Source organism: Escherichia sp. WS33, from assembly GCF_046486385.1.
GTDB lineage: Bacteria > Pseudomonadota > Gammaproteobacteria > Enterobacterales > Enterobacteriaceae > ECMA0423.
Genome location: NZ_JBJQLJ010000002.1, coordinates 143844 through 163977, shown reverse-complemented (window position 1 = coordinate 163977; position 20134 = coordinate 143844). Strand labels below are relative to the sequence as shown.

The 20134-nt window shown below is 52.0% G+C and carries 17 protein-coding genes; 6 read left to right on the top strand and 11 right to left on the bottom strand.

Going from position 1 to position 20134, the window contains the following annotated elements; translation table 11 throughout:
- Positions 1-35: 35 nt before the first annotated feature.
- Positions 36-1292 (top strand): AIDA repeat-containing protein, encoded by a 1257-nt coding sequence (locus ACJHXA_RS02845; protein ID WP_283512252.1) that lies wholly within the window; start codon positions 36-38, stop codon positions 1290-1292.
- Positions 1293-1332: 40 nt separating this feature from the next.
- Here ACJHXA_RS02845 and mdtK read toward each other — a convergent pair whose 3' ends face one another.
- Entirely contained in the window at positions 1333-2706 is a 1374-nt protein-coding gene (gene mdtK, locus ACJHXA_RS02840) for a multidrug efflux MATE transporter MdtK (protein ID WP_001174942.1), read from the bottom strand.
- A 214-nt stretch (positions 2707-2920) separates the two neighbouring features.
- Between mdtK and ribE the strand changes: the two genes are divergently transcribed.
- A complete protein-coding gene (gene ribE / locus ACJHXA_RS02835; protein WP_000493947.1) occupies positions 2921-3562 on the top strand; it encodes a riboflavin synthase in 642 nt (213 codons plus the stop codon).
- 39 nt (positions 3563-3601) lie between these two features.
- On the opposite strand, the gene cfa is transcribed toward ribE, so the two are convergent.
- Both cfa and punC read right to left on the bottom strand, forming a co-directional pair.
- Positions 3602-4750, bottom strand: a complete 1149-nt coding sequence (gene cfa, locus ACJHXA_RS02830; protein WP_000098911.1) for a cyclopropane fatty acyl phospholipid synthase — start codon at positions 4748-4750, stop codon at positions 3602-3604.
- A 290-nt stretch (positions 4751-5040) separates the two neighbouring features.
- Complete coding sequence (gene punC / locus ACJHXA_RS02825) at positions 5041-6252, bottom strand: purine nucleoside transporter PunC (RefSeq protein WP_001182362.1); 1212 nt, start codon at positions 6250-6252, stop codon at positions 5041-5043.
- A 112-nt stretch (positions 6253-6364) separates the two neighbouring features.
- Here punC and punR point away from each other — a divergent pair, with 112 nt between their 5' ends.
- Positions 6365-7297: a DNA-binding transcriptional activator PunR gene (gene punR / locus ACJHXA_RS02820; RefSeq protein WP_000269501.1), complete on the top strand. Its 933-nt coding sequence runs from the start codon at positions 6365-6367 to the stop codon at positions 7295-7297.
- Here punR and purR read toward each other — a convergent pair.
- On the bottom strand, positions 7294-8319 hold the full coding sequence (gene purR, locus ACJHXA_RS02815) for an HTH-type transcriptional repressor PurR (protein WP_000190982.1): 1026 nt from the start codon (positions 8317-8319) through the stop codon (positions 7294-7296). The two genes, punR and purR, sit on opposite strands and share 4 nt — an antisense overlap.
- A gap of 298 nt (positions 8320-8617) precedes the next feature.
- Here purR and cydH point away from each other — a divergent pair, with 298 nt between their 5' ends.
- Together cydH and ACJHXA_RS02805 are read left to right on the top strand one after the other, a co-directional pair.
- The gene (cydH, locus tag ACJHXA_RS02810; RefSeq protein WP_000102278.1) at positions 8618-8707 is read left to right on the top strand and encodes a cytochrome bd-I accessory subunit CydH; all 90 of its coding nucleotides are present in this window, start codon (positions 8618-8620) and stop codon (positions 8705-8707) included.
- 165 nt (positions 8708-8872) lie between these two features.
- Positions 8873-10042 carry an MFS transporter gene (locus ACJHXA_RS02805; RefSeq protein WP_000701040.1) on the top strand — a complete coding sequence of 390 codons (1170 nt, stop codon included), beginning with the start codon at positions 8873-8875 and terminating at the stop codon, positions 10040-10042.
- Between the two features lie 145 nt (positions 10043-10187).
- Here the strand turns inward: ACJHXA_RS02805 and sodB are convergent, their stop codons facing one another.
- Both sodB and mepH read right to left on the bottom strand, forming a co-directional pair.
- Positions 10188-10769, bottom strand: coding sequence for a superoxide dismutase [Fe] (gene sodB, locus ACJHXA_RS02800; protein ID WP_000007283.1), 582 nt, complete (start codon positions 10767-10769; stop codon positions 10188-10190).
- 127 nt (positions 10770-10896) lie between these two features.
- Complete coding sequence (mepH, locus tag ACJHXA_RS02795; RefSeq protein WP_000101193.1) at positions 10897-11712, bottom strand: peptidoglycan DD-endopeptidase MepH; 816 nt, start codon at positions 11710-11712, stop codon at positions 10897-10899.
- Between the two features lie 334 nt (positions 11713-12046).
- Between mepH and grxD the strand changes: the two genes are divergently transcribed.
- Positions 12047-12394, top strand: a complete 348-nt coding sequence (gene grxD, locus ACJHXA_RS02790; RefSeq protein WP_000108172.1) for a monothiol glutaredoxin 4 — start codon at positions 12047-12049, stop codon at positions 12392-12394.
- A gap of 50 nt (positions 12395-12444) precedes the next feature.
- Here grxD and ACJHXA_RS02785 read toward each other — a convergent pair whose 3' ends face one another.
- The 5 genes from ACJHXA_RS02785 to nemR all read right to left on the bottom strand — a co-directional run bounded on the left by ACJHXA_RS02785 (position 12445) and on the right by nemR (position 20125).
- Entirely contained in the window at positions 12445-17061 is a 4617-nt protein-coding gene (locus ACJHXA_RS02785) for an ATP-dependent helicase (RefSeq protein ID WP_001347925.1), read from the bottom strand.
- Positions 17062-17153: 92 nt separating this feature from the next.
- Complete coding sequence (rnt, locus tag ACJHXA_RS02780) at positions 17154-17801, bottom strand: ribonuclease T (protein ID WP_001282281.1); 648 nt, start codon at positions 17799-17801, stop codon at positions 17154-17156.
- Between the two features lie 102 nt (positions 17802-17903).
- On the bottom strand, positions 17904-18311 hold the full coding sequence (gene gloA / locus ACJHXA_RS02775; protein ID WP_001237796.1) for a lactoylglutathione lyase: 408 nt from the start codon (positions 18309-18311) through the stop codon (positions 17904-17906).
- 80 nt (positions 18312-18391) lie between these two features.
- Positions 18392-19489 (bottom strand): N-ethylmaleimide reductase, encoded by a 1098-nt coding sequence (nemA, locus tag ACJHXA_RS02770; protein ID WP_000093582.1) that lies wholly within the window; start codon positions 19487-19489, stop codon positions 18392-18394.
- Between the two features lie 36 nt (positions 19490-19525).
- Positions 19526-20125 carry a DNA-binding transcriptional regulator NemR gene (gene nemR, locus ACJHXA_RS02765; protein WP_001032936.1) on the bottom strand — a complete coding sequence of 200 codons (600 nt, stop codon included), beginning with the start codon at positions 20123-20125 and terminating at the stop codon, positions 19526-19528.
- Between the last annotated feature and the right edge of the window lie 9 nt (positions 20126-20134).

The window sequence follows — 20134 nt, the reverse complement described above, 5'->3', positions numbered from 1 at the left end:
AATAAAGGCACACAGATGCAGCAAAGGAATAAATCATGGGATCTGATGCGAAAAACTTGATGAGCGACGGGAATGTGCAAATTGTTAAGACCGGCGAGGTCATTGGCGCGACGCAACTTACTGAAGGCGAGTTGATTGTTGAAGCTGGCGGAAGAGCCGAAAATACCGTGGTCACGGGGGCTGGCTGGTTGAAAGTGGCAACCGGTGGGATCGCCAAATGCACACAGTACGGTAACAATGGCACGCTATCGGTCAGCGACGGTGCCATTGCCACAGATATTGTTCAGTCCGAGGGAGGCGCAATTAGTCTCTCTACGCTCGCTACGGTTAATGGCCGCCATCCCGAAGGTGAATTCAGCGTTGATCAGGGTTATGCCTGCGGTTTGTTGCTGGAAAATGGCGGTAACCTGCGTGTACTGGAAGGACATCGCGCGGAAAAAATCATTCTCGATCAAGAGGGCGGCCTGTTGGTTAATGGGACAACCTCAGCGGTCGTGGTAGATGAAGGTGGTGAATTGTTGGTGTATCCAGGTGGGGAAGCCAGCAATTGTGAGATTAATCAGGGCGGCGTTTTTATGCTGGCCGGGAAAGCCAGTGATACGTTGCTTGCTGGTGGCACCATGAATAATCTCGGTGGTGAAGACTCTGACACTATTGTTGAGAATGGATCCATTTATCGTCTGGGGACGGATGGCCTTCAGCTCTACAGTTCCGGTAAGACGCAAAACCTGTCCGTGAATGTGGGTGGTCGGGCTGAAGTGCATGCCGGTACGCTGGAAAATGCGGTAATACAAGGTGGAACAGTGATCCTGTTGTCACCCACCAGCGCGGACGAAAATTTTGTCGTAGAGGAAGATCGTGCACCGGTTGAACTGACCGGGAGTGTTGCATTACTGGACGGCGCTTCAATGATTATTGGCTATGGCGCAGATCTGCAACAATCAACGATTACTGTACAGCAGGGCGGTGTGTTGATTCTCGACGGCAGTACGGTAAAAGGTGACGGTGTCACTTTTATTGTTGGTAACATCAATCTGAATGGCGGAAAACTGTGGCTGATCACTGGTGCGGCAACGCATGTGCAACTGAAAGTGAAACGCCTGCGCGGAGAGGGAGCGATTTTCCTGCAAACCAGTGCGAAAGAAATCTCACCTGACTTCATCAATGTGAAAGGGGAAGTTACCGGGGATATACACGTTGAGATAACAGATGCCAGTCGGCAAACTCTGTGCAACGCTCTGAAATTACAGCCAGACGAAGACGGGATTGGCGCAACGCTCCAGCCTGCGTAAAAACACAGGCGCAACCCGTGAAGGTTGCGCCTTGTCTTTATTAGCGGGATGCTCGTTGCAGAATGATAACTGACGGCAGACGTTGCAGGAACCGCATACGCAGCATCATCATAATGGCTGCCGACGTCAGGCCAATAATAAAGCCTATCCAGAAGCCTGCTGGCCCCATAGGTTCAACGACCAGATCGGTCAGTGCCAGAATATAGCCGCTTGGCAAGCCCAGCACCCAGTAAGCCGTAAAGGTGATATAGAAAATGGAACGCGTATCTTTATAACCACGCAAAATCCCACTGCCAATCACCTGGATTGAGTCAGAAATCTGATATACCGCCGCCAGCAACATCAAATGCGCAGCCAGCGTTACAACCTCGGGATTGTCGTTGTACAACAGGGCGATTTGCTCCCGCAGTGAAACCGTGAATATGGCCGTCAGGGTTGCCATACAGACACCCACCATAAGCCCGGTCCGCGCAGCGGTTTGCGCATCCAGCGTTGAGCCCTGACCCAGACGATAACCTACGCGGATAGTTACCGCTGCCGCCAGCGACATTGGAAGCACAAACATCAGTGAACTAAAGTTCAGGGCAATCTGGTGTCCTGCGACATCAACAATACCGAGCGGAGACACTAACAGAGCCACGACGGCAAACAGTGTCACTTCAAAGAATAGTGCCAGCGCAATCGGCAAACCGAGTTGAATCAGTCGTTTCATCACCGCAGGATCGGGTTTCGCGGTGCCTTTTTCGTTACGAATATCGCGCATGGAGCGGGCGCGTTTAATGTAAGAAACCATGGCAAGGAACATGACCCAATACACCGCCGCAGTAGCCACGCCACAACCAACGCCACCGAGCTCAGGCATACCGAAATGACCATAAATAAAGATATAGTTCACCGGAATGTTCACCAGCAGGCCGATAAAGCCCATTACCATACCCGGCTTGGTTTTTGCCAGACCTTCACATTGGTTACGGGCAACCTGGAAGAACAGATAGCCCGGCGCGCCCCACAACAACGCACGCAGATAACCCACGGCTTTGTCCGCCAGAGCCGGATCGATGTTTTCCATGGAGCGGATAATGTAACCTGCATTCCACAGCACAAGCATAATGAGAACGGAAACAAAACCTGCCAGCCAGAAACCTTGTCGCACCTGATGCGCAATGCGCTCACGTCGACCGGAACCATTTAATTGCGCGATAACCGGCGTTAATGCCAGCAGCAGTCCGTGACCAAAGAGGATCGCCGGAAGCCAGATAGAAGTACCGATAGCGACCGCCGCCATGTCGGTGGCACTATAGCCGCCCGCCATCACGGTATCGACAAAACCCATCGCAGTTTGGGCGATTTGCGCGAGAATCACCGGGATTGCTAATGCTAATAACAGACGCGCTTCACTGATATACTTCTGCACGTGAACACCTTTTATTTGTAGTTATATGAGAGACTAAAAAGCCGCCTGAATGGGCAGCAAAAAGAAGAAGCAGGGGAAATTCAGTCTATTGTAGCGAGGATTTATTAATTCTCCAGTGAAAAAATAGTCATTCTTACCCCTTCACTGGTAAGGGCGTTTGCCACCTGCTATTGTGCTGAACAGAATGTCTTAACTGATTTCAGGAGTTGTAAGTATGTTTACGGGGATTGTACAGGGCACCGCAAAACTGGTGTCGATTGACGAGAAACCAAATTTTCGTACGCATGTGGTGGAGTTACCCGACCACATGCTGGACGGCCTGGAAACAGGTGCTTCCGTGGCGCATAACGGTTGCTGCCTGACCGTGACGGAAATTAACGGCAACCATGTCAGTTTTGACCTGATGAAAGAAACGTTACGCATTACCAATCTTGGCGATTTAAAAGTGGGGGATTGGGTAAACGTTGAGCGTGCGGCGAAATTCAGTGATGAAATTGGCGGACACTTAATGTCAGGTCATATTATGACCACCGCTGAAGTGGCGAAAATATTAACCTCGGAAAATAATCGCCAGATCTGGTTTAAAGTCCAGGATAGTCAGTTGATGAAATATATCCTGTACAAAGGATTTATTGGCATCGACGGTATTAGCCTGACCGTCGGCGAAGTCACGCCAACGCGTTTTTGCGTCCATTTAATTCCGGAAACTCTGGAACGCACGACTCTTGGGAAGAAAAAACTCGGCGCACGCGTCAACATTGAAATTGATCCACAAACTCAGGCAGTGGTAGATACGGTAGAACGTGTGCTGGCGGCACGAGAAAATGCCATGAATCAACCAGGTACAGAAGCCTGATCTGAAATCGCCCCCGGAGAGGGGGCGATAGAATAGCCTTTAGCGAGCGACTCGAAGGCCGTTTTCAACACCGCGTGAGAACACGACCTGCCAGAGCTGAATATCACGGGCGCGGAAAGCACCTGCACAGGCATTCAGATAATAGGTAAACATTCGTTTAAAGCGTTCACTGTAGTTATCCGCAATTTCTGGCCATGCGGCGAGGAATCGTTCATACCACGCCATCAACGTAGTATCGTAATCAGCACCGAAGTTATGCCAGTCTTCCATCACGAAGTGGGGTTCGCTGGATTGAGCAATCTGGCGTACAGAGGGCAGGCAACCGTTCGGAAAAATATATTTATTAATCCAGGGATCAACATTCAGATCGGTTTTTTTCGAACCGATAGTATGGAGCAGGAATATACCTTCCGGTTTCAAATTACGATCCACCACCGCAAAATAGGTATCGTAATTTTTCGGTCCGACGTGCTCGAACATCCCCACAGAAACAATACGATCAAACTGGTCGTTCAGGTCACGATAATCTTGCAGCAAAATGGTGACATCCAGGCCTTCACAGCGTTCCTGAGCCATTTTTTGCTGTTCGGCAGAAATGGTGACGCCGACCACGCTTACGTCATAGTTAGATGCCATGTAGTGCGCCAGTCCGCCCCAGCCGCAGCCAATATCCAGTACGCGCATCCCTGGTTTTAACTGCAATTTTTCACAAATCATTTTGAGCTTCGCCTGCTGGGCAGATTCCAGATTATCGGCATCTTTCCAGTAAGCGCAGGAATATTGCATGAAGGGATCAAGCATGCGGCTGAACAAGTCATTACCCAAATCGTAATGCTCCTTGCCGACTATCCAGGCACGTTTTTTACTCTGCAGATTGAAGAGACGAGCGCTGGCAATACGCAGCGTGTCTTTGAAATGATGGGGGAGTTGGTTCTCGAGACCTGCGCGTAAGACTTTGCTAAAAAACATATCCAGTCGGTCACATTCCCACCAGCCATCCATATAACTTTCGCCTAACCCCAAAGAGCCTTCTTGCAGAACGCGTTTAAAAAAATCGGGGTTTTTCACACGAATATCCGCCGGGGCAGAACCGTTAATGGCTATACCGGCACGGCTAAGTAATTCGTTGGCGATACGGTACCAGTTGTCATCCGGTACACTGACTTCTTCTATACACGATGAACTCATAGTTTCTCCATCACTGGTCGGTGATCAGAACCTTAAAACAGCGTAGACGCTTTTTGGGCTTTGTGAGAAATCTCGCAGAAAAAACCGCGAGTCTATAATCCGACGTAGAACAGAGGGAAAGGAGGAACCCTTGCCGAAATGACCATCCATAGTGAGTCGGGAACGATCCTGTCCCCGTAAAAACATAATATTTATCGTAGCTTTAACAACTCGAAATTAGTATAGGCCGCTAATTTCAATCATACAACAAAATTTTGTTAGCAGCCTAAGTATAAGTATATCGATATAGATCAGTGTGATTCGCTATGAGCGACTTCGGCATTGCCATGATTCTGGCAGTCAACTTCTTCACAACGTTGCATCATGTAACCCAGAGCGACCAGCACTACTGTTGATAACATCACGCTGGTGGTGGTGAGCAATGGCGTGCTGATACTGATCAGCCAGGAAACTACCAGACTTGCGAGGAAGCACAGACCCAGTTGTAGAGTGTTCTGCAACGCTGCGGCGCGACCAGTTGCGTGTGGGAAGGGACGCAGCGCCTGGGCGACAACAATCGGGTAGATCGCGCCATTGGCAATCGCCATCACACAGAATGGGATCAGGATTTCGACCAGCGACACATGGCTAATGAAGCCTGCAGCCCAGGTCGCAATGACGCTGACTGCAAACAGCACCAGCAACCACGGTAATAACTGCTTGCCTTGCCATTTCTGCAGCGCGGCGCGACAGCCATAACCACCAATCAGAAACGCGATAGTTTGCGGGACATAACTTAAACCAATAACTGCCGGGCTGTAGCCCATTTCACTAAGGATGAACGGTGAACCGGTCAGCCATGCAAAAAAACTGGCTGAACAGGCCGCGTATATCAGCACGTTGCCGCGATAGGTTTTAGAACGTAGCAGGTCGGTAAAGGTCAGACCATCCTGACTATTGTTACGGGCCTTCGTCGTGGGTTTGAGCCAGAAAATAGGCAGAATCAGCACCACGGTAATGGCAAACAGGGTGGCGAAAATCGCCTGCCAGGAAAAATGGACCAGCAGCCAGCTTCCTAACAGAGGAGCCAGGGCCGGAGATAGACCCACCAGCGGCATGATGGTCGCAAAAATTCGGTTAACTTTCTGTGAAGGATAATAATCCGTCACTAACGCTTGCCAGATAACCGCCGCGGCGCAGACACCCACAGCCTGTACAAAACGCAATACCAGCAGCGTAGCGGCGTTTTCTACCCACAGCATCCCCAGACTACCTAACGCAAAAATTGTCAGGCCGATTAATAACACCGGTTTACGACCATAACGGTCGGAGAGTGGCCCCCACAGAAGCTGGGCTGCGGCAAAACCGGCAAGGAACAGACTAAGGCTGGCACTGACAGCAGACGCAGGCGTTTGCAGGTCGGCCTGTATGGCGGCGAAAGCAGGCAGATACATATCGGTTGCCAGAAAACCGAGTACGCTCAAACCCGCCAGCCAGACTAAAAATCTTTTCCCAGGTTGCATGTATATTCTCTAAATCTCTCAATTAAACACCGCCGCAAAGTGTAGGGAGTGAAATTAGTGTTGTGAAACGGTAATATTTGATGACTGGTTTCAAAAATTTTGCAGGCAGACTATGTGGTCAGAATATTCACTCGAAGTTGTTGATGCGGTAGCGCGTAATGGTAGTTTTAGCGCTGCGGCACAGGAGCTGCATCGCGTTCCTTCTGCGGTCAGCTATACCGTGCGTCAGCTGGAAGAGTGGCTGGCGGTGCCGCTCTTTGAACGACGGCACCGTGATGTGGAGCTGACCGCTGCTGGAGCGTGGTTTCTCAAAGAAGGGCGCTCTGTTGTCAAAAAAATGCAGATCACCCGCCAGCAATGTCAGCAGATAGCGAACGGCTGGCGCGGTCAGTTAGCTATCGCAGTGGATAATATTGTCAGGCCAGAACGTACACGGCAGATGATCGTTGATTTTTATCGCCATTTTGATGATGTAGAACTTCTTGTCTTTCAGGAAGTGTTCAACGGTGTCTGGGATGCGCTTTCCGACGGGCGCGTGGAACTGGCGATTGGCGCAACACGCGCGATTCCGGTAGGCGGTCGTTATGCCTTCCGGGATATGGGGATGCTAAGCTGGAGTTGCGTTGTTGCCAGCCACCACCCGCTGGCGTTGATGGATGGCCCATTCAGCGATGATACGTTGCGCAACTGGCCGTCGTTGGTGCGCGAAGACACCTCGCGAACGCTACCTAAACGTATTACCTGGTTGCTGGATAACCAAAAAAGAGTTGTCGTGCCTGACTGGGAATCATCGGCAACCTGTATCTCGGCAGGATTATGCATAGGGATGGTGCCAACACATTTCGCCAAACCGTGGCTTAATGAGGGGAAGTGGGTAGCACTTGAATTGGAAAACCCCTTCCCGGATTCGGCATGTTGTCTGACATGGCAGCAAAATGATATGTCGCCTGCGTTAACCTGGCTGCTTGAGTATCTCGGCGATAGTGAGACGCTGAATAAGGAGTGGCTGCGGGAGCCGGAAGAGACTCCCGCAACGGGTGATTAACGACGATAGTCGCGGAACGGGCCGTCAGCCACGGAGCGGCGTTCAATCAAGCGCGGATGCACTTCAATGGACTGCGGTTCTTCACGTTTGTTGACGATACGATCCAACAGCATGTTGAACGCTGTTTCACCCAGCGAATCTTTTGGCTGGTGGATCGTGGTCAGCGCCGGCGTAAAATAGCGGGCGTTGCGCACGTTATCATAACCGATCAGCGAAACATCCTGCGGGACGCGCAGACCCATTTCATCAGCAGCACAAAGTGCGCCCATTGCCATGATATCGCCACCACAGAAGACGGCAGTAGGGCGATGCGGCTGCGACAGTATTTGCTGCATGGCGCGATAACCAGATTCGGGTTCAAAGTCACCCTGAACAATCCAGCTTTCCGGCACCTTGATCATCGCTTCTTCCATCGCCTTCATAAAACCGGCAAGGCGGCCTGCGCCGGTGTTACGTTCCAGCGGGCCAGGGATGACGCCGATTTCGCGGTGACCGCGTTCAATCAGATAACGCCCGGCCATGTAGCCGCCTTCGAACGCGTTATCAATGACCGCATCGGTGAAGTCAGCTTTTGCTTCACCCCAGTCCATCACCACCATTGGGATATGGCGATACTCTTCCAGCATCGCCAGCAACGGCTCTGGGTACTCAGAACACATCACCAGCAGACCATCGACGCGTTTTTGCGCCATCATCGACAGATAAGCCCGCTGTTTCTCAAGATTGTTCCACGCATTACCCAGAATCAGGGTGTAACCTTTCTGGAAGCAATTTTTTTCAACCGCTTCAATGATCTCGGCAAAATAGGCCGCTTCGCTGCTGGTCGCCAGCAAACCGATAGACTTGGTGTGGTTAACCTTCAGGCTACGCGCCACCGCGCTAGGGGAGTAGTGTAATTCTTTAATCGCTGCCCACACGGCGTTGCGCGTTTCTTCAGCGACGAAACGTGTTTTGTTGATTACGTGTGACACAGTTGTAGTGGAAACGTTTGCTCGTTTCGCTACATCTTTTATTGTTGCCATTCCATTTCACTCCAGACCCTAACTTCAGCTCCTGCAAAATCGCAAGGTAAACGTTTGCCTTTACACACCTTACGCACAACAAAAGTGTTGCGGTACGCCGGAAAAACGACACGGAGCGTCAGGAAGGGGTCAATGGCCAGTACGCAAATAGTGTAAGCGTGGAATTTTGGCCGATCTTGACGAAAAGGGGAAGTGGTAAAAACACTTATCATTATAAATGACGGGAGATTTTTTCATCACAGTGTGTAAAAATGCGTAATATCACTTTTTGTGTGGTAATAAAAAAGGAGAAAACTTGATGAGCACCGACCTTAAATTTTCACTGGTAACAACGATTATCGTCCTCGGTTTGATCGTAGCCGTGGGTTTGACTGCCGCGCTGCACTGATTTCCTCTCGAGGGAGCGCGTTCTCCCTCGCATCTCCTTCCTGTTTGTTAGCAAAATGGCAAAAGTGTTTTCTCTTTTTGTTATTTTCATTTTTTTGTGATTGCTGTCATGCTTTCGCCACTTTAATGAATATCGCGTAATGACGCGAAGAGGTGGAGATAAGGCATGAAAATTAACTATCCGTTGCTGGCGCTGGCGATTGGCGCGTTTGGTATCGGGACAACGGAGTTCTCGCCAATGGGTTTGTTGCCCGTCATTGCGCGCGGTGTGGATGTCTCGATTCCCGCTGCCGGAATGTTAATCAGTGCCTATGCAGTTGGCGTAATGGTTGGCGCGCCGCTGATGACGCTTCTACTTTCTCATCGTGCCCGCCGCAGTGCGTTGATTTTCCTGATGGCAATTTTCACGCTCGGCAACGTACTTTCCGCCATCGCGCCGGATTATATGACCCTGATGCTTTCACGCATTTTGACCAGCCTGAATCACGGAGCATTTTTTGGTTTGGGTTCAGTCGTGGCCGCAAGCGTGGTGCCAAAACATAAACAGGCCAGCGCAGTTGCCACTATGTTTATGGGGTTAACCCTGGCAAATATCGGTGGCGTGCCGGCGGCGACCTGGTTGGGTGAAACCATCGGCTGGCGGATGTCATTTCTGGCAACGGCGGGGCTGGGAGTGATTTCAATGGTAAGTCTGTTCTTCTCATTACCTAAAGGTGGTGCAGGGGCACGACCTGAAGTGAAAAAAGAGCTGGCGGTATTAATGCGTCCGCAGGTGCTGTCTGCATTGCTGACGACGGTACTGGGAGCTGGTGCAATGTTTACTCTCTACACCTATATCTCTCCGGTACTACAAAGTATTACCCACGCAACACCAGTGTTCGTCACGGCAATGCTGGTGCTGATTGGTGTCGGATTCTCTATCGGTAACTATCTCGGCGGCAAACTGGCAGATCGTTCAGTTAACGGCACGTTGAAAGGCTTTTTGTTGTTGTTGATGGTGATTATGCTGGCAATCCCGTTCCTGGCCCGCAATGAGTTCGGCGCAGCTATTAGCATGGTGGTGTGGGGCGCAGCAACCTTTGCGGTCGTACCGCCGTTACAGATGCGCGTGATGCGTGTCGCCAGTGAAGCGCCGGGTCTGTCTTCATCAGTCAATATTGGTGCCTTTAATCTTGGAAATGCGCTGGGAGCAGCTGCTGGTGGTGCGGTAATTTCCGCTGGGCTGGGATACAGCTTTGTGCCGGTGATGGGAGCGATTGTCGCGGGACTGGCATTATTGCTGGTGTTTATGTCAGCCAGAAAACAACCTGAAACAGTTTGCGTTGCTAACAGCTAATTAAACAAAAACGCAGAAGGATAACCTTCTGCGTTACAGTTGCTGACAACGTGCGATTTATCTTGCCGAATGCGCTGTTAACGCCTCATCCGCGTTGGCATGGTAAGCGAAGCGCATCAGGCAATGCTGCATTTGCCATCAGTTATTATGCAGCGAGATTTTTCGCTACGAATTCCCAGTTCACCAGCGCCCAGAAGTGCTCCAGATAGCCAGGACGTGCATTGCGATAGTCGATGTAATAAGCGTGTTCCCAGACATCAACGGTCAGCAGCGGAGTCGCATCGGTGGTCAGCGGAGTACCCGCGTTAGAGGTTGAAACGATAGCCAGTTTGCCATCGCTGTTTTTCACCAGCCAGGTCCAGCCAGAACCAAAGTTTTTGATCGCTGCATCAGTAAACTGCGCTTTGAAATCGGCAAAGCTGCCAAAAGATGCGGCGATAGCTTCAGCGACTTTTCCAGTCGGTTCGCCACCGGCGTTCGGTGCCAGGCAGTTCCAGTAGAAAGTATGGTTCCAGACCTGAGCTGCGTTGTTGAATACGCCACCTTCAGAGCTGCGAATAATCTCTTCCAGTGATTTACCTTCAAACGCGGTACCTTTAATCAGGTTGTTCAGGTTAGTGACATAAGTCTGATGATGCTTGCCGTAGTGATACTCGATAGTTTCCGCAGAAATGTGCGGTGCCAGAGCATCTTTAGCATATGGTAGTGCAGGTAATTCGAATGACATTGCTACTCTCCTTTATTATTAATTTGCATACGTACAATAGCCTTATTGTGCGTATGGATAGGGTAGCAAATTAAAAGGTGAGACAAAAGATGAACTTACCCTGTTGCCGTAACAACAGGGTAAAGTTTTAGCGAAGTGTTTTTGGGGTCATTACCCGACGAGCGCCAACATAGTGGCGCTGCCAGTAGTCTTCACTGAGAGAAGTGATTTGAATTTCCTGACCTGTGCGCGGTGACTGAATAAATTTGCCGTTGCCGACATACACGCCGACATGATCGGCTGTGCCGCGTCCCTGAGTACGGAAAAAGACCAGGTCGCCGTTTTTCAGTTCACTACGTTCGATTGGCGCTGCATCACGCAGGTGATACATTTCATTCGCCGTACGCGGAATACGAATTTTCACCAAATCTTTATAAGCGTAATAAACCAGGCCGCTGCAATCAAAACCGGTACGCGGTGAGCTGCCACCCCAACGATATGGCTTACCAATTTGCTGCATCAGTTTATTCATTGCCACTTTCGTAGCTTTTTGCACCTTCGCTTTGTGCGCGTCGGCAAGAGTTCCTGACGCGGCATTTTTGACTTTCACACAATGCGATTTATAGCCCTTACGTTTGGTACACTTTTCGGTAAAGCTGGCTGAGGCCGTTTTATTGACGGCGTGTTTGCTGCGAGTTTTGGCGTTTTTAGAAGCGGTAATGGAAGATTTTTTAACGGAAGAAGCGGTTTTGCTTTTGGTCGTACTTTTACTGGCGGCTTTTTTCGCTGTTTTCTGGGTCTTTTTGGTGGTTGCCGTGCTTTTCTTTTTATCTGCTTTTTTGGTGATATGAGTGGTAGCAGAACTCTCCCTGGCTTGCTTTGAAGCATGGGCCATAGGCGTTAAAGGCAGGGTGGTAAAAAGTAAAGCACAGAGCGTGATCGAAATACGGTTTATCCGCGCCACTGAGCGTCCCTCTGTTAAGGCAGGTCTATCATGCCTGCGTCTGATTTACAAAACTTGATGATTCTAATGCATAGAAGAAGAGAAAGTTAATAGCTTTTATTGTTAAAAAATACGTTTCGTTGGCGAGCGCAAAAAAATGCAGCAGTGAAAGCTAAAAATGGTTATAAATACGCCAGTTTGCCGCGCATCAGAGAAGAAACGAATATTTGAAATGCAACAAATAGAGCAAAGGGATAAAATAGCAAAAGCGTGATGAAAATGTTATTTTCCGATGCCGCACTGACCCGCTACAATGTCAGATTACTGCCGTAAAGAAGTTTGAGGAAGCAAGACAATGAGCACCACTATCGAAAAAATCCAACGCCAGATTGCTGAAAACCCGATCCTGCTGTACATGAAAGGTTCACCGAAACTGCCGAGCTGCGGTTTCTCTGCCCAGGCAGTCCAGGCGCTTGCCGCATGTGGCGAACGTTTTGCCTATGTTGATATTCTGCAGAATCCGGACATTCGTGCGGAACTGCCGAAATATGCTAACTGGCCGACCTTCCCGCAACTGTGGGTTGACGGCGAGCTGGTCGGCGGTTGTGATATCGTGATCGAAATGTATCAGCGTGGCGAACTGCAGCAGCTGATCAAAGAAACTGCCGCTAAATACAAGTCTGAAGAGCCGGACGCGGAATAATCCGTCCTGCAATACTGACGGATGCGAACGGGCATCCGTCAGTCCTTTCTCTATCCCCAATCCAGCCCTTGTGGCGAACTTGAAAATCCCGCCTCACGCAGCAGCGTAAACATCGGCGTTTGCCGGACCGGTAGATCATTCACTTCTGTTAGCGTAAAGCGCAGCCGTGGTTCGCGACGCAGTGCGGTAGTCAGCGCGTGGAAAACCTCTGGGGCGAGTAATTCCTCTTTTTCCTGCCAGACCAGCATTTTTTTGCCACCTTGCGCCAGATAGAGTAACAATTTGCCGCCAGAAACGACCACCAGCGCACCCGCCCGACGCGTTGGAACCAGCGTTGCCGGATGTGCAGGCCAGGGCAGAAGATTTCCCCACACATTAGCCGGATCGTTGGCAGAGAGCGCCACTGGTGTATAGTGGCGCGTTTGCGTGGCTTGTGTCGCCAGATCGCGCAATCGGTCAATAGTCAGACGTTCAGCGAATTGCGCGCCACCCAGACCTTCTACAAAACGACCTCGCATAATTCGCCCGGAGTCTTCCATACTTCGACAAAGCGTTTGCATCGATGGAAACCCGCCAGGGATATTTTCGGCTATCACCGCCTGACGACTGATGATGCCGTAGCGGTCGAGCATATTTTCCGCCAGCGCCAGCATCCTTTCGGTATCGTTTAGTGGCTCCACCTGCAATAACGACCAGCGTCCAGCCAGATTTGGTGTGTTGTAAGATACCAGCGGCGAGACGGGTTGCGCATAGACAGGACGTCCACGACGAGCCCGGTGACTGCGGCGAGTTGAGGTGCGTGCGTTGGAACTGCTGCGGGTGAGGGCGCGTAACGGTGCCCAAATGTCGCTGGTGATGACGCCTTGCCAGACCAGCGCCCATAACGCCTCTTGCAGGGCAGAGAGATCAACCGATTCGCCGATTTTGTCGCGTATCCGTTGGCTGATTTGTTGTGCAAACCAGGCTCCTCCGTCAGCCAGAACAGCGACTATCGCTTGTTGCAGCGCCGAACGATTCGCCTGATCCGCTTCGGCGGGAGTGAACGATTCTGCAGCATATTCCTGTAGATGCAGTGCCACCAGGCCGTCATCTTCACCCAGTTTTTTTTGCCCCGACCAGATAACTGCACCGGTTGCCAGTAATTCATCGAGCATTTCTGACGAATAGTCGCGTACGCGGGCAGGCAGGATCTGGCTTTCCCAGAGTGAGGCGGGTAAACCGACTCCGGCAAGCTGTTCGATCACCCGCATCACGCCATCTACGCCCTCATAAACGCCTGGCGATGTTGAGGCAAAGAGCGCCGGGCTACCATCGGTGGCGGGTAATACGCCCTGACGTTCCAGCAGCAATCGCGCATAGGTCGTGGCTGCAACGGGACGCGTCGCTTCTCTGGCGGCTTGCAGCGAGCGCAAACGCAGACGACGAAATACTTCATCGCTCACCCAGATGTCTTGTTGCAGATTCATCACCAGACCCTGTTCACGCAGTTGCTGAAGCTGCTCTTCGACAATGGCAATACCGAGACTAAACTCATGAGCCAGTTGTTCAGCCGTGACCAGAGCATGAGCCCGGAGATAGCGCAGAAAGAGGTCGCGAAGCGGGTAACTGACTCTATGTAAATAAATCTCTGGCAATGACTCTGGTAGTCGTACGCCGAGGGCATCACGCAGCCTGGCGGCATCATCCATACAGGCAAGACGCTCCTGTCCGCTAATCATCGCTGGGAAGATTCGTTTTACTGCAAGAAGATTTTCCAGATACGACGCAACCTCTTCACTGCTGCCTGTATGCCGTTGCGCCAGGTCTTCAACGGTCATTGGCCCCAGTTCGCGCAGCAGGTCGAACAATCCTTCTTCACCTTTCGCTCTTCTGCCAGGAGCCAGTCGTTGCAACTCTTCTTCCACCTGGCGAATGACCTGCGGGTCGAGTAATTCCCCCGGATCGACCTGTCCGAGTAGATTGCGCAGTAACTCGCTGTCCAGCGACAGTACGGATGCCCGGCGCTCTGCCAGCGGGGCGTCGCTCTGGTACATAAATTCCGCGACATAGCCGAACAATAAACTTGTGGCGAAAGGCGAGGGCGTAGTGGTCGTTACATCGGATATTTGAATTTCGCCACCGTTCAGGCGACGCATCAAACGTTCCAGTGCGGGAAGATCATAAACATCTTGCAGACATTCGCGCAGGGTTTCGAGAATGACCGGAAAATCCGGATATCCCTGAGCGATTTCCAGCAACTGACTGGCGCGCAGCCGTTGTTGCCAAAGCGGGGTGCGATGGCCCGGAGTGCGCCCCGGCATTAATAATGCCCGCGCGGCGCATTCGCGAAAACGGGCGGCGAAAAGTGCCGAGCTGCCTACCGCCTCGCGGACAATTTGCAGCAACTTTTCTGGTTCAAACAAAAAAATCGCGGCGTCGGGCAATTTACCATCAGTGTCAGGAATGCGCGCAACAATGCCGTCATCACTGGCGACCACAGACGCGTCAGCGCCCCATAGGGCATGTATTCGCCCGGTAATCGCCAGCGCCCAGGGTTCATGCACCCGTCTTCCATAGGGAGAGTGCAAAATAATACGCCAGTCGCCAATTTCATCACGGCACCGTTCGAGGACCAGATGGCGACTCCCCGGAACGATGCCCGTCGCGTTGCGTTGCTCGTCAATCAACCCCTGAATATTGGCGTTCGTATTTTCTTCTGCCAGCCACGGGGGAATAGTCCCGGAAAAGAACGCGCCATCCGCCAGCAAATGAAGAAAATCGCCGATCATCTCGCCTAATTCAGCCGGACGTCCGTTACCTTCACCACGCCAGAAGGGGAGCCGGGCAGAACGACCCGGAGCAGGAGTCACAATCACCTGATCGCGGGTGATTTGCTGGATCCGCCATGAGGTAGCGCCGAGAGTGATAATGTCGTTCACCCGCGACTCATATACCATCTCCTCATCCAGTTCACCCACCCGCCGCGAACCGGCCTTTTCTTCACCTTCGGGTAATAACACGCTATACATGCCACGATCCGGAATGGTGCCGCCGCTGGTAACCGCCAACAATTGAGCGCCAGGTCGGGCGGTCAATATCCCGGTCTCCCTGTTCCAGACCAGTTTGGGGCGAAAAGCAGAAAAATCGCCAGAGGGATAGCGCCCGGAAAGCATATCCAGCGTGGCGTCAAAAACACGTCTTGGCAGATCTTTCCACGGTGCGGCACGGCGTACGCGGGAGTACCATTCGTCTACCTGTAATGCCTCCATCGCCGCGGCGGCAACGGTTTGCTGCGCAAGGACGTCGAGTGGATTATGCGGCGGTGTCAGGTTTTCCAGCCTGCCTGCGAACATACACTCTACAATGACTGCGGAATCGACTAAGTCACGCCGGGTACGAGGGAAAAACAGCCCTTTAGATACACCGCCAACCTGATGTCCGGCGCGACCAATGCGTTGTAACCCACTGGCAACAGAAAGCGGCGTTGCCACCTGAATCACCAGATCCACTGCGCCCATATCAATCCCCAGTTCGAGACTGGAGGTTGCGACCACGCAGCGTAACTCACCCGATTTCAGCGCCTGCTCGGTGATTGCTCGTTGTTCTTTAGAGACGGAGCCGTGGTGTGAGCGGGCAATAAAAACGTCGCTACTTTGTACACGGTTAGAGGTTGCGCCGGAGGTCGACTCGAAATGGGCCGCATCAACGGCGATAGACGGGGAACGCTGTAAGCGTGCGGCGTAAAGCTCATTTAATCGTGCCGTCAGTTTTTCCGCCAGCCCACGTGAATTAGTAAAGACAATGGTCGAGCGATGGCGCAACACTTCATCAAGGATACCCGTTTCAATATATGGCCAGATGGAGCCTTCCCGGCCGGCATGGCTGTCTTCGCCGGTGCTGCTGGCGACCGATGAGACATCATCCATATTGGCGACCGGTACGACAATTCGTATCTGCGGATGGCGCATTGCGGGCGGGTTGACTACCGTAACCGGGCGATCGCCACCAAGAAATGCTGCCACATCGCTGGCTGAGCGCACAGTGGCAGAAAGGCCAATTCGCTGTGCTGAGGTGTGGAGCAGCGCATCGAGCCGCTCCAGACTTAACGCCAGATGCGCACCACGTTTACTGCCCGCTACCGCGTGGACTTCATCAATAATTACCGTTTCGACGCCGCGTAGCGTTTCGCGCGCGCGGGAGGTCAGCATCAGATAGAGTGATTCGGGTGTGGTGATCAGAATATCCGGCGGATTACGGGTGAGTTTGCTGCGTTCCTGTGCAGGCGTATCGCCAGTACGGATCCCTACGCGAAGATTGACTTCCGTTTCGCCGCGCCGCCGCCGTTCATCGGCAATACCCTTCAACGGGAGCTGCAAGTTGCGCTGAACGTCGGTGCCCAGAGCTTTTATCGGTGAAATATAGAGGATGCGTGAGGTTTTACGCTTATGCGCCTCGCGGGTATCTTCGCCGCCTTCGCGGAAGAGCCGATCGAGGGCGTAGAGAAATGCTGCCAGCGTTTTCCCGGAGCCGGTCGGTGCAATCACCAGCGCATGTTCGCTTCGCGCCGCCACATGCCAGGTTTGCGACTGGACAGCGGTCGGCTGTTTAAAGGCGCGAAGAAACCAGTCGCGGGTCGCCGGTGAAAACACGTCCGGCAGGAGCGATGAAGGGTCTGGATTATCTGCCATTAACGCTATTCCCCGTGAATATCATGCAGGATGCGTGGAATAGCCTCACTATAGATGCCTGAATCATTGCATGTCATCAGGCATCGACTCGATTACACCTCTTCGGCGGCAGGTAGCGGCCAGCCTCCCAGACGTTTCCAGCGGTTGACGATTTCACAAAACAGCACAGCAGTGCGTTCGGTGTCGTACAGCGCGGAGTGCGCCTGGGTGCTGTCGAAGTCCATGCCAGCGGTCTGGCAAGCCTTTGACAATACGGTTTGTCCGAGTGCCAGCCCGGCCAGTGCAGCAGTGTCAAAAGTGGCGAAAGGGTGGAACGGGTTACGTTTCAGTGAGGCGCGTTCTGCGGCGGCCATCATAAAGCTGTGATCAAAATTGGCATTGTGCGCCACCATAATGGCGCGGTTACAGCCGCTCGCTTTAATACCTTTACGTACAACTTTAAAAATTTCGTGCAGCGCCTCGTATTCGCTGACCGCGCCGCGATCGGGATCGTTCGGGTCAATGCCGTTGAAGGCGAGGGCCTCTGGCTGCAAATTTGCGCCGACAAATGGTTCGACGTGGAAATGTAATGTGGTGTCCGGCATCAGCCAGCCTTGTTCATCCATTTTCAGGGTGATGGCGGCAATCTCAAGCAGCGCATCGGTTTTGGCGTTAAATCCGGCTGTTTCAACATCGATCACAACAGGATAAAAACCACGAAAACGGTCGCACAGACCGGTAAGTTGAGCGTTATCGGACATCTGATTCTCTTAATACGGATAAATTGCAGCGCGCATTATGACAAATATTACTTGTCGATGCAGTAAAGATGCGGGCGCGATGAGTTCACGCCCGGCAGGAGATTAGTTGCCCAGACCGCGACCGGCGTCTTTCTCTTCGATTAACTCAATTTTGTAACCGTCCGGATCTTCCACAAACGCGATAACCGTAGTACCGCCTTTTACCGGACCCGCTTCACGGGTCACGTTACCCCCGTTTTGACGGATTTTTTCGCACGCTTCAGCGGCGTTATCTACGCTAAGCGCGATGTGACCATAAGCAGTGCCGAGTTCGTATTTATCCACGCCCCAGTTGTAGGTCAGTTCAATCACCGCTTCTTCGGTTTCCGGGCCGTAGCCAACAAACGCCAGTGAGTATTTGTATTCCGGGTTTTCGCTGGTACGCAGCAGTTTCATGCCCAGCACTTTGGTATAAAAATCGATGGAGCGTTGCAGATCGCCAACGCGCAGCATGGTATGAAGAAGACGCATCTTTTTATCCTCAAAATGGCTAACAGATTCAAAATGTTGTTTTAGTATAGCGGCGGCTTTACGCCGCTCGCAATGTTGGATTACAACGTCGGGTAATCGGTATAGCCTTCCGCGCCGCCACCGTAGAAACTTTCGGCACGCTGTGGGTTAAGCTCAGCTTTGCGCTGCAAGCGGGCGACCAGATCCGGGTTCGCAATCCAGTCACGACCAAATGCCACCGCATCAATTAACCCTTTGCCGATCAGCGTTTCAGCTTTTTCTACTGTGTATGCACCTGCGCCGATAATCGGACCGTGGAAACGGGCGCGTACTTTTTCGCGGAACGCATCAGTATACGGTTCACCCCCCGCCCAATCTGGTTCTGACATATGCAGATAAGCAATGCCGCGTTTACCCAGTTGTTCAATCAGATACAGTGCATCGGCTTCTTCATTCGGGCCGTTATCCGTGTTCTGGAAAGTACCGATTGGCGAAATGCGAATGCCAATGCGATCGGCACCCCATTCTTCAATCCCGGCATCGACCACTTCCAGTACCAGACGTGCGCGATTTTCCACGCTGCCGCCGTACTGATCGGTACGATGGTTTGAAGAAGGAGAAAGGAACTGATGCAGCAAATAACCGTGAGCAGAGTGGAGCTCTACCAGATCAAAACCGGCTTCACGCGCGTTAGCAATGGCCTGACGGAAATCATTGACGATACCTGGAATCTCTTCCAGTTCAAGCGCACGCGGCATGGATGTTTCAACACGGATCGCCTGACCATTTTCATCGCGCAGAGAAGTACGTGTTCCCGCGCTAAGTGCTGAAGGCGCTACCGGTGCCTGACCGCCAGGTTGCAGGCTGGCGTGAGAAATGCGTCCGGTGTGCCACAGCTGCACGGCCATATGACCATTTTCAGCATGAACGCCAGCGGTGATTTTTTTCCATGCGGCAATTTGCTCCGGACTATGGATGCCAGGCGCACCTGCATATCCTTTTGCCTGGGCAGAAATTTGCGTGGCTTCACTAATAATCAAACCGGCACTGGCACGTTGGCGATAGTATTCCGCCATCAACGGGGTAGGAATGTCACCCGGTTCAATACTGCGCAGACGCGTCAGCGGTGCCATAAAAATACGGTTTGCCGCCGTGATCGCGCCCACTTTCAGTGGGGAATACAGTTTTTCAGATGACATAAAGGCTCCCGGTCGTCTGGTGATAAAAAATGCCTGCTAAACGGCAGGCGTCGCAATAATGTTTTTTACATGGGCCAGCGCGTTTTCCAGTGGCTCGAAACTGCGCGAAATTTTGGCCTGCAGATTCGCACCCAGCCATAGTGCGTAAAGCACTTGTGCCTGTTGTAGCGGTTCGCCACAAAAGGTTAAACAATGGTTCTCACGGCCATTTTCCAGCGCCTGAGAGAGCAGGGCGATCACGCCGCGAGCACCTTTATCCATCGCGCTGCGCATATCTTCTGACAGATCGCACACTTCGGCAGAGAGTTTTACTGTCAGGCAACCACTGATGGTTCCATGTTGGCAAAACTGGTTCAGTGTTTGCTGGTAATAAGCCAGTATGCGGTCGCGGTAGTTACCTTCGCCGGATTGCAGCAACTCAGTCAGTCGCTGGTGATATGCGGCGTAATGACGCTCAAGCATGGCAACGCCAAACGCTTCTTTAGAGCGAAAGTAGTGATAGAAGGACCCTTTCGGCACTTCAGCGGTTTTTAGTAATTCGCTTAGCCCCATCCCGGTGAATCCACGTTGCAGGCAAAGTTGCTCGCCCGTCGCCAGGAGATGTTCGCGAGTATCATGTTCGGTGTGTTTGTTCATGCGTTGGAG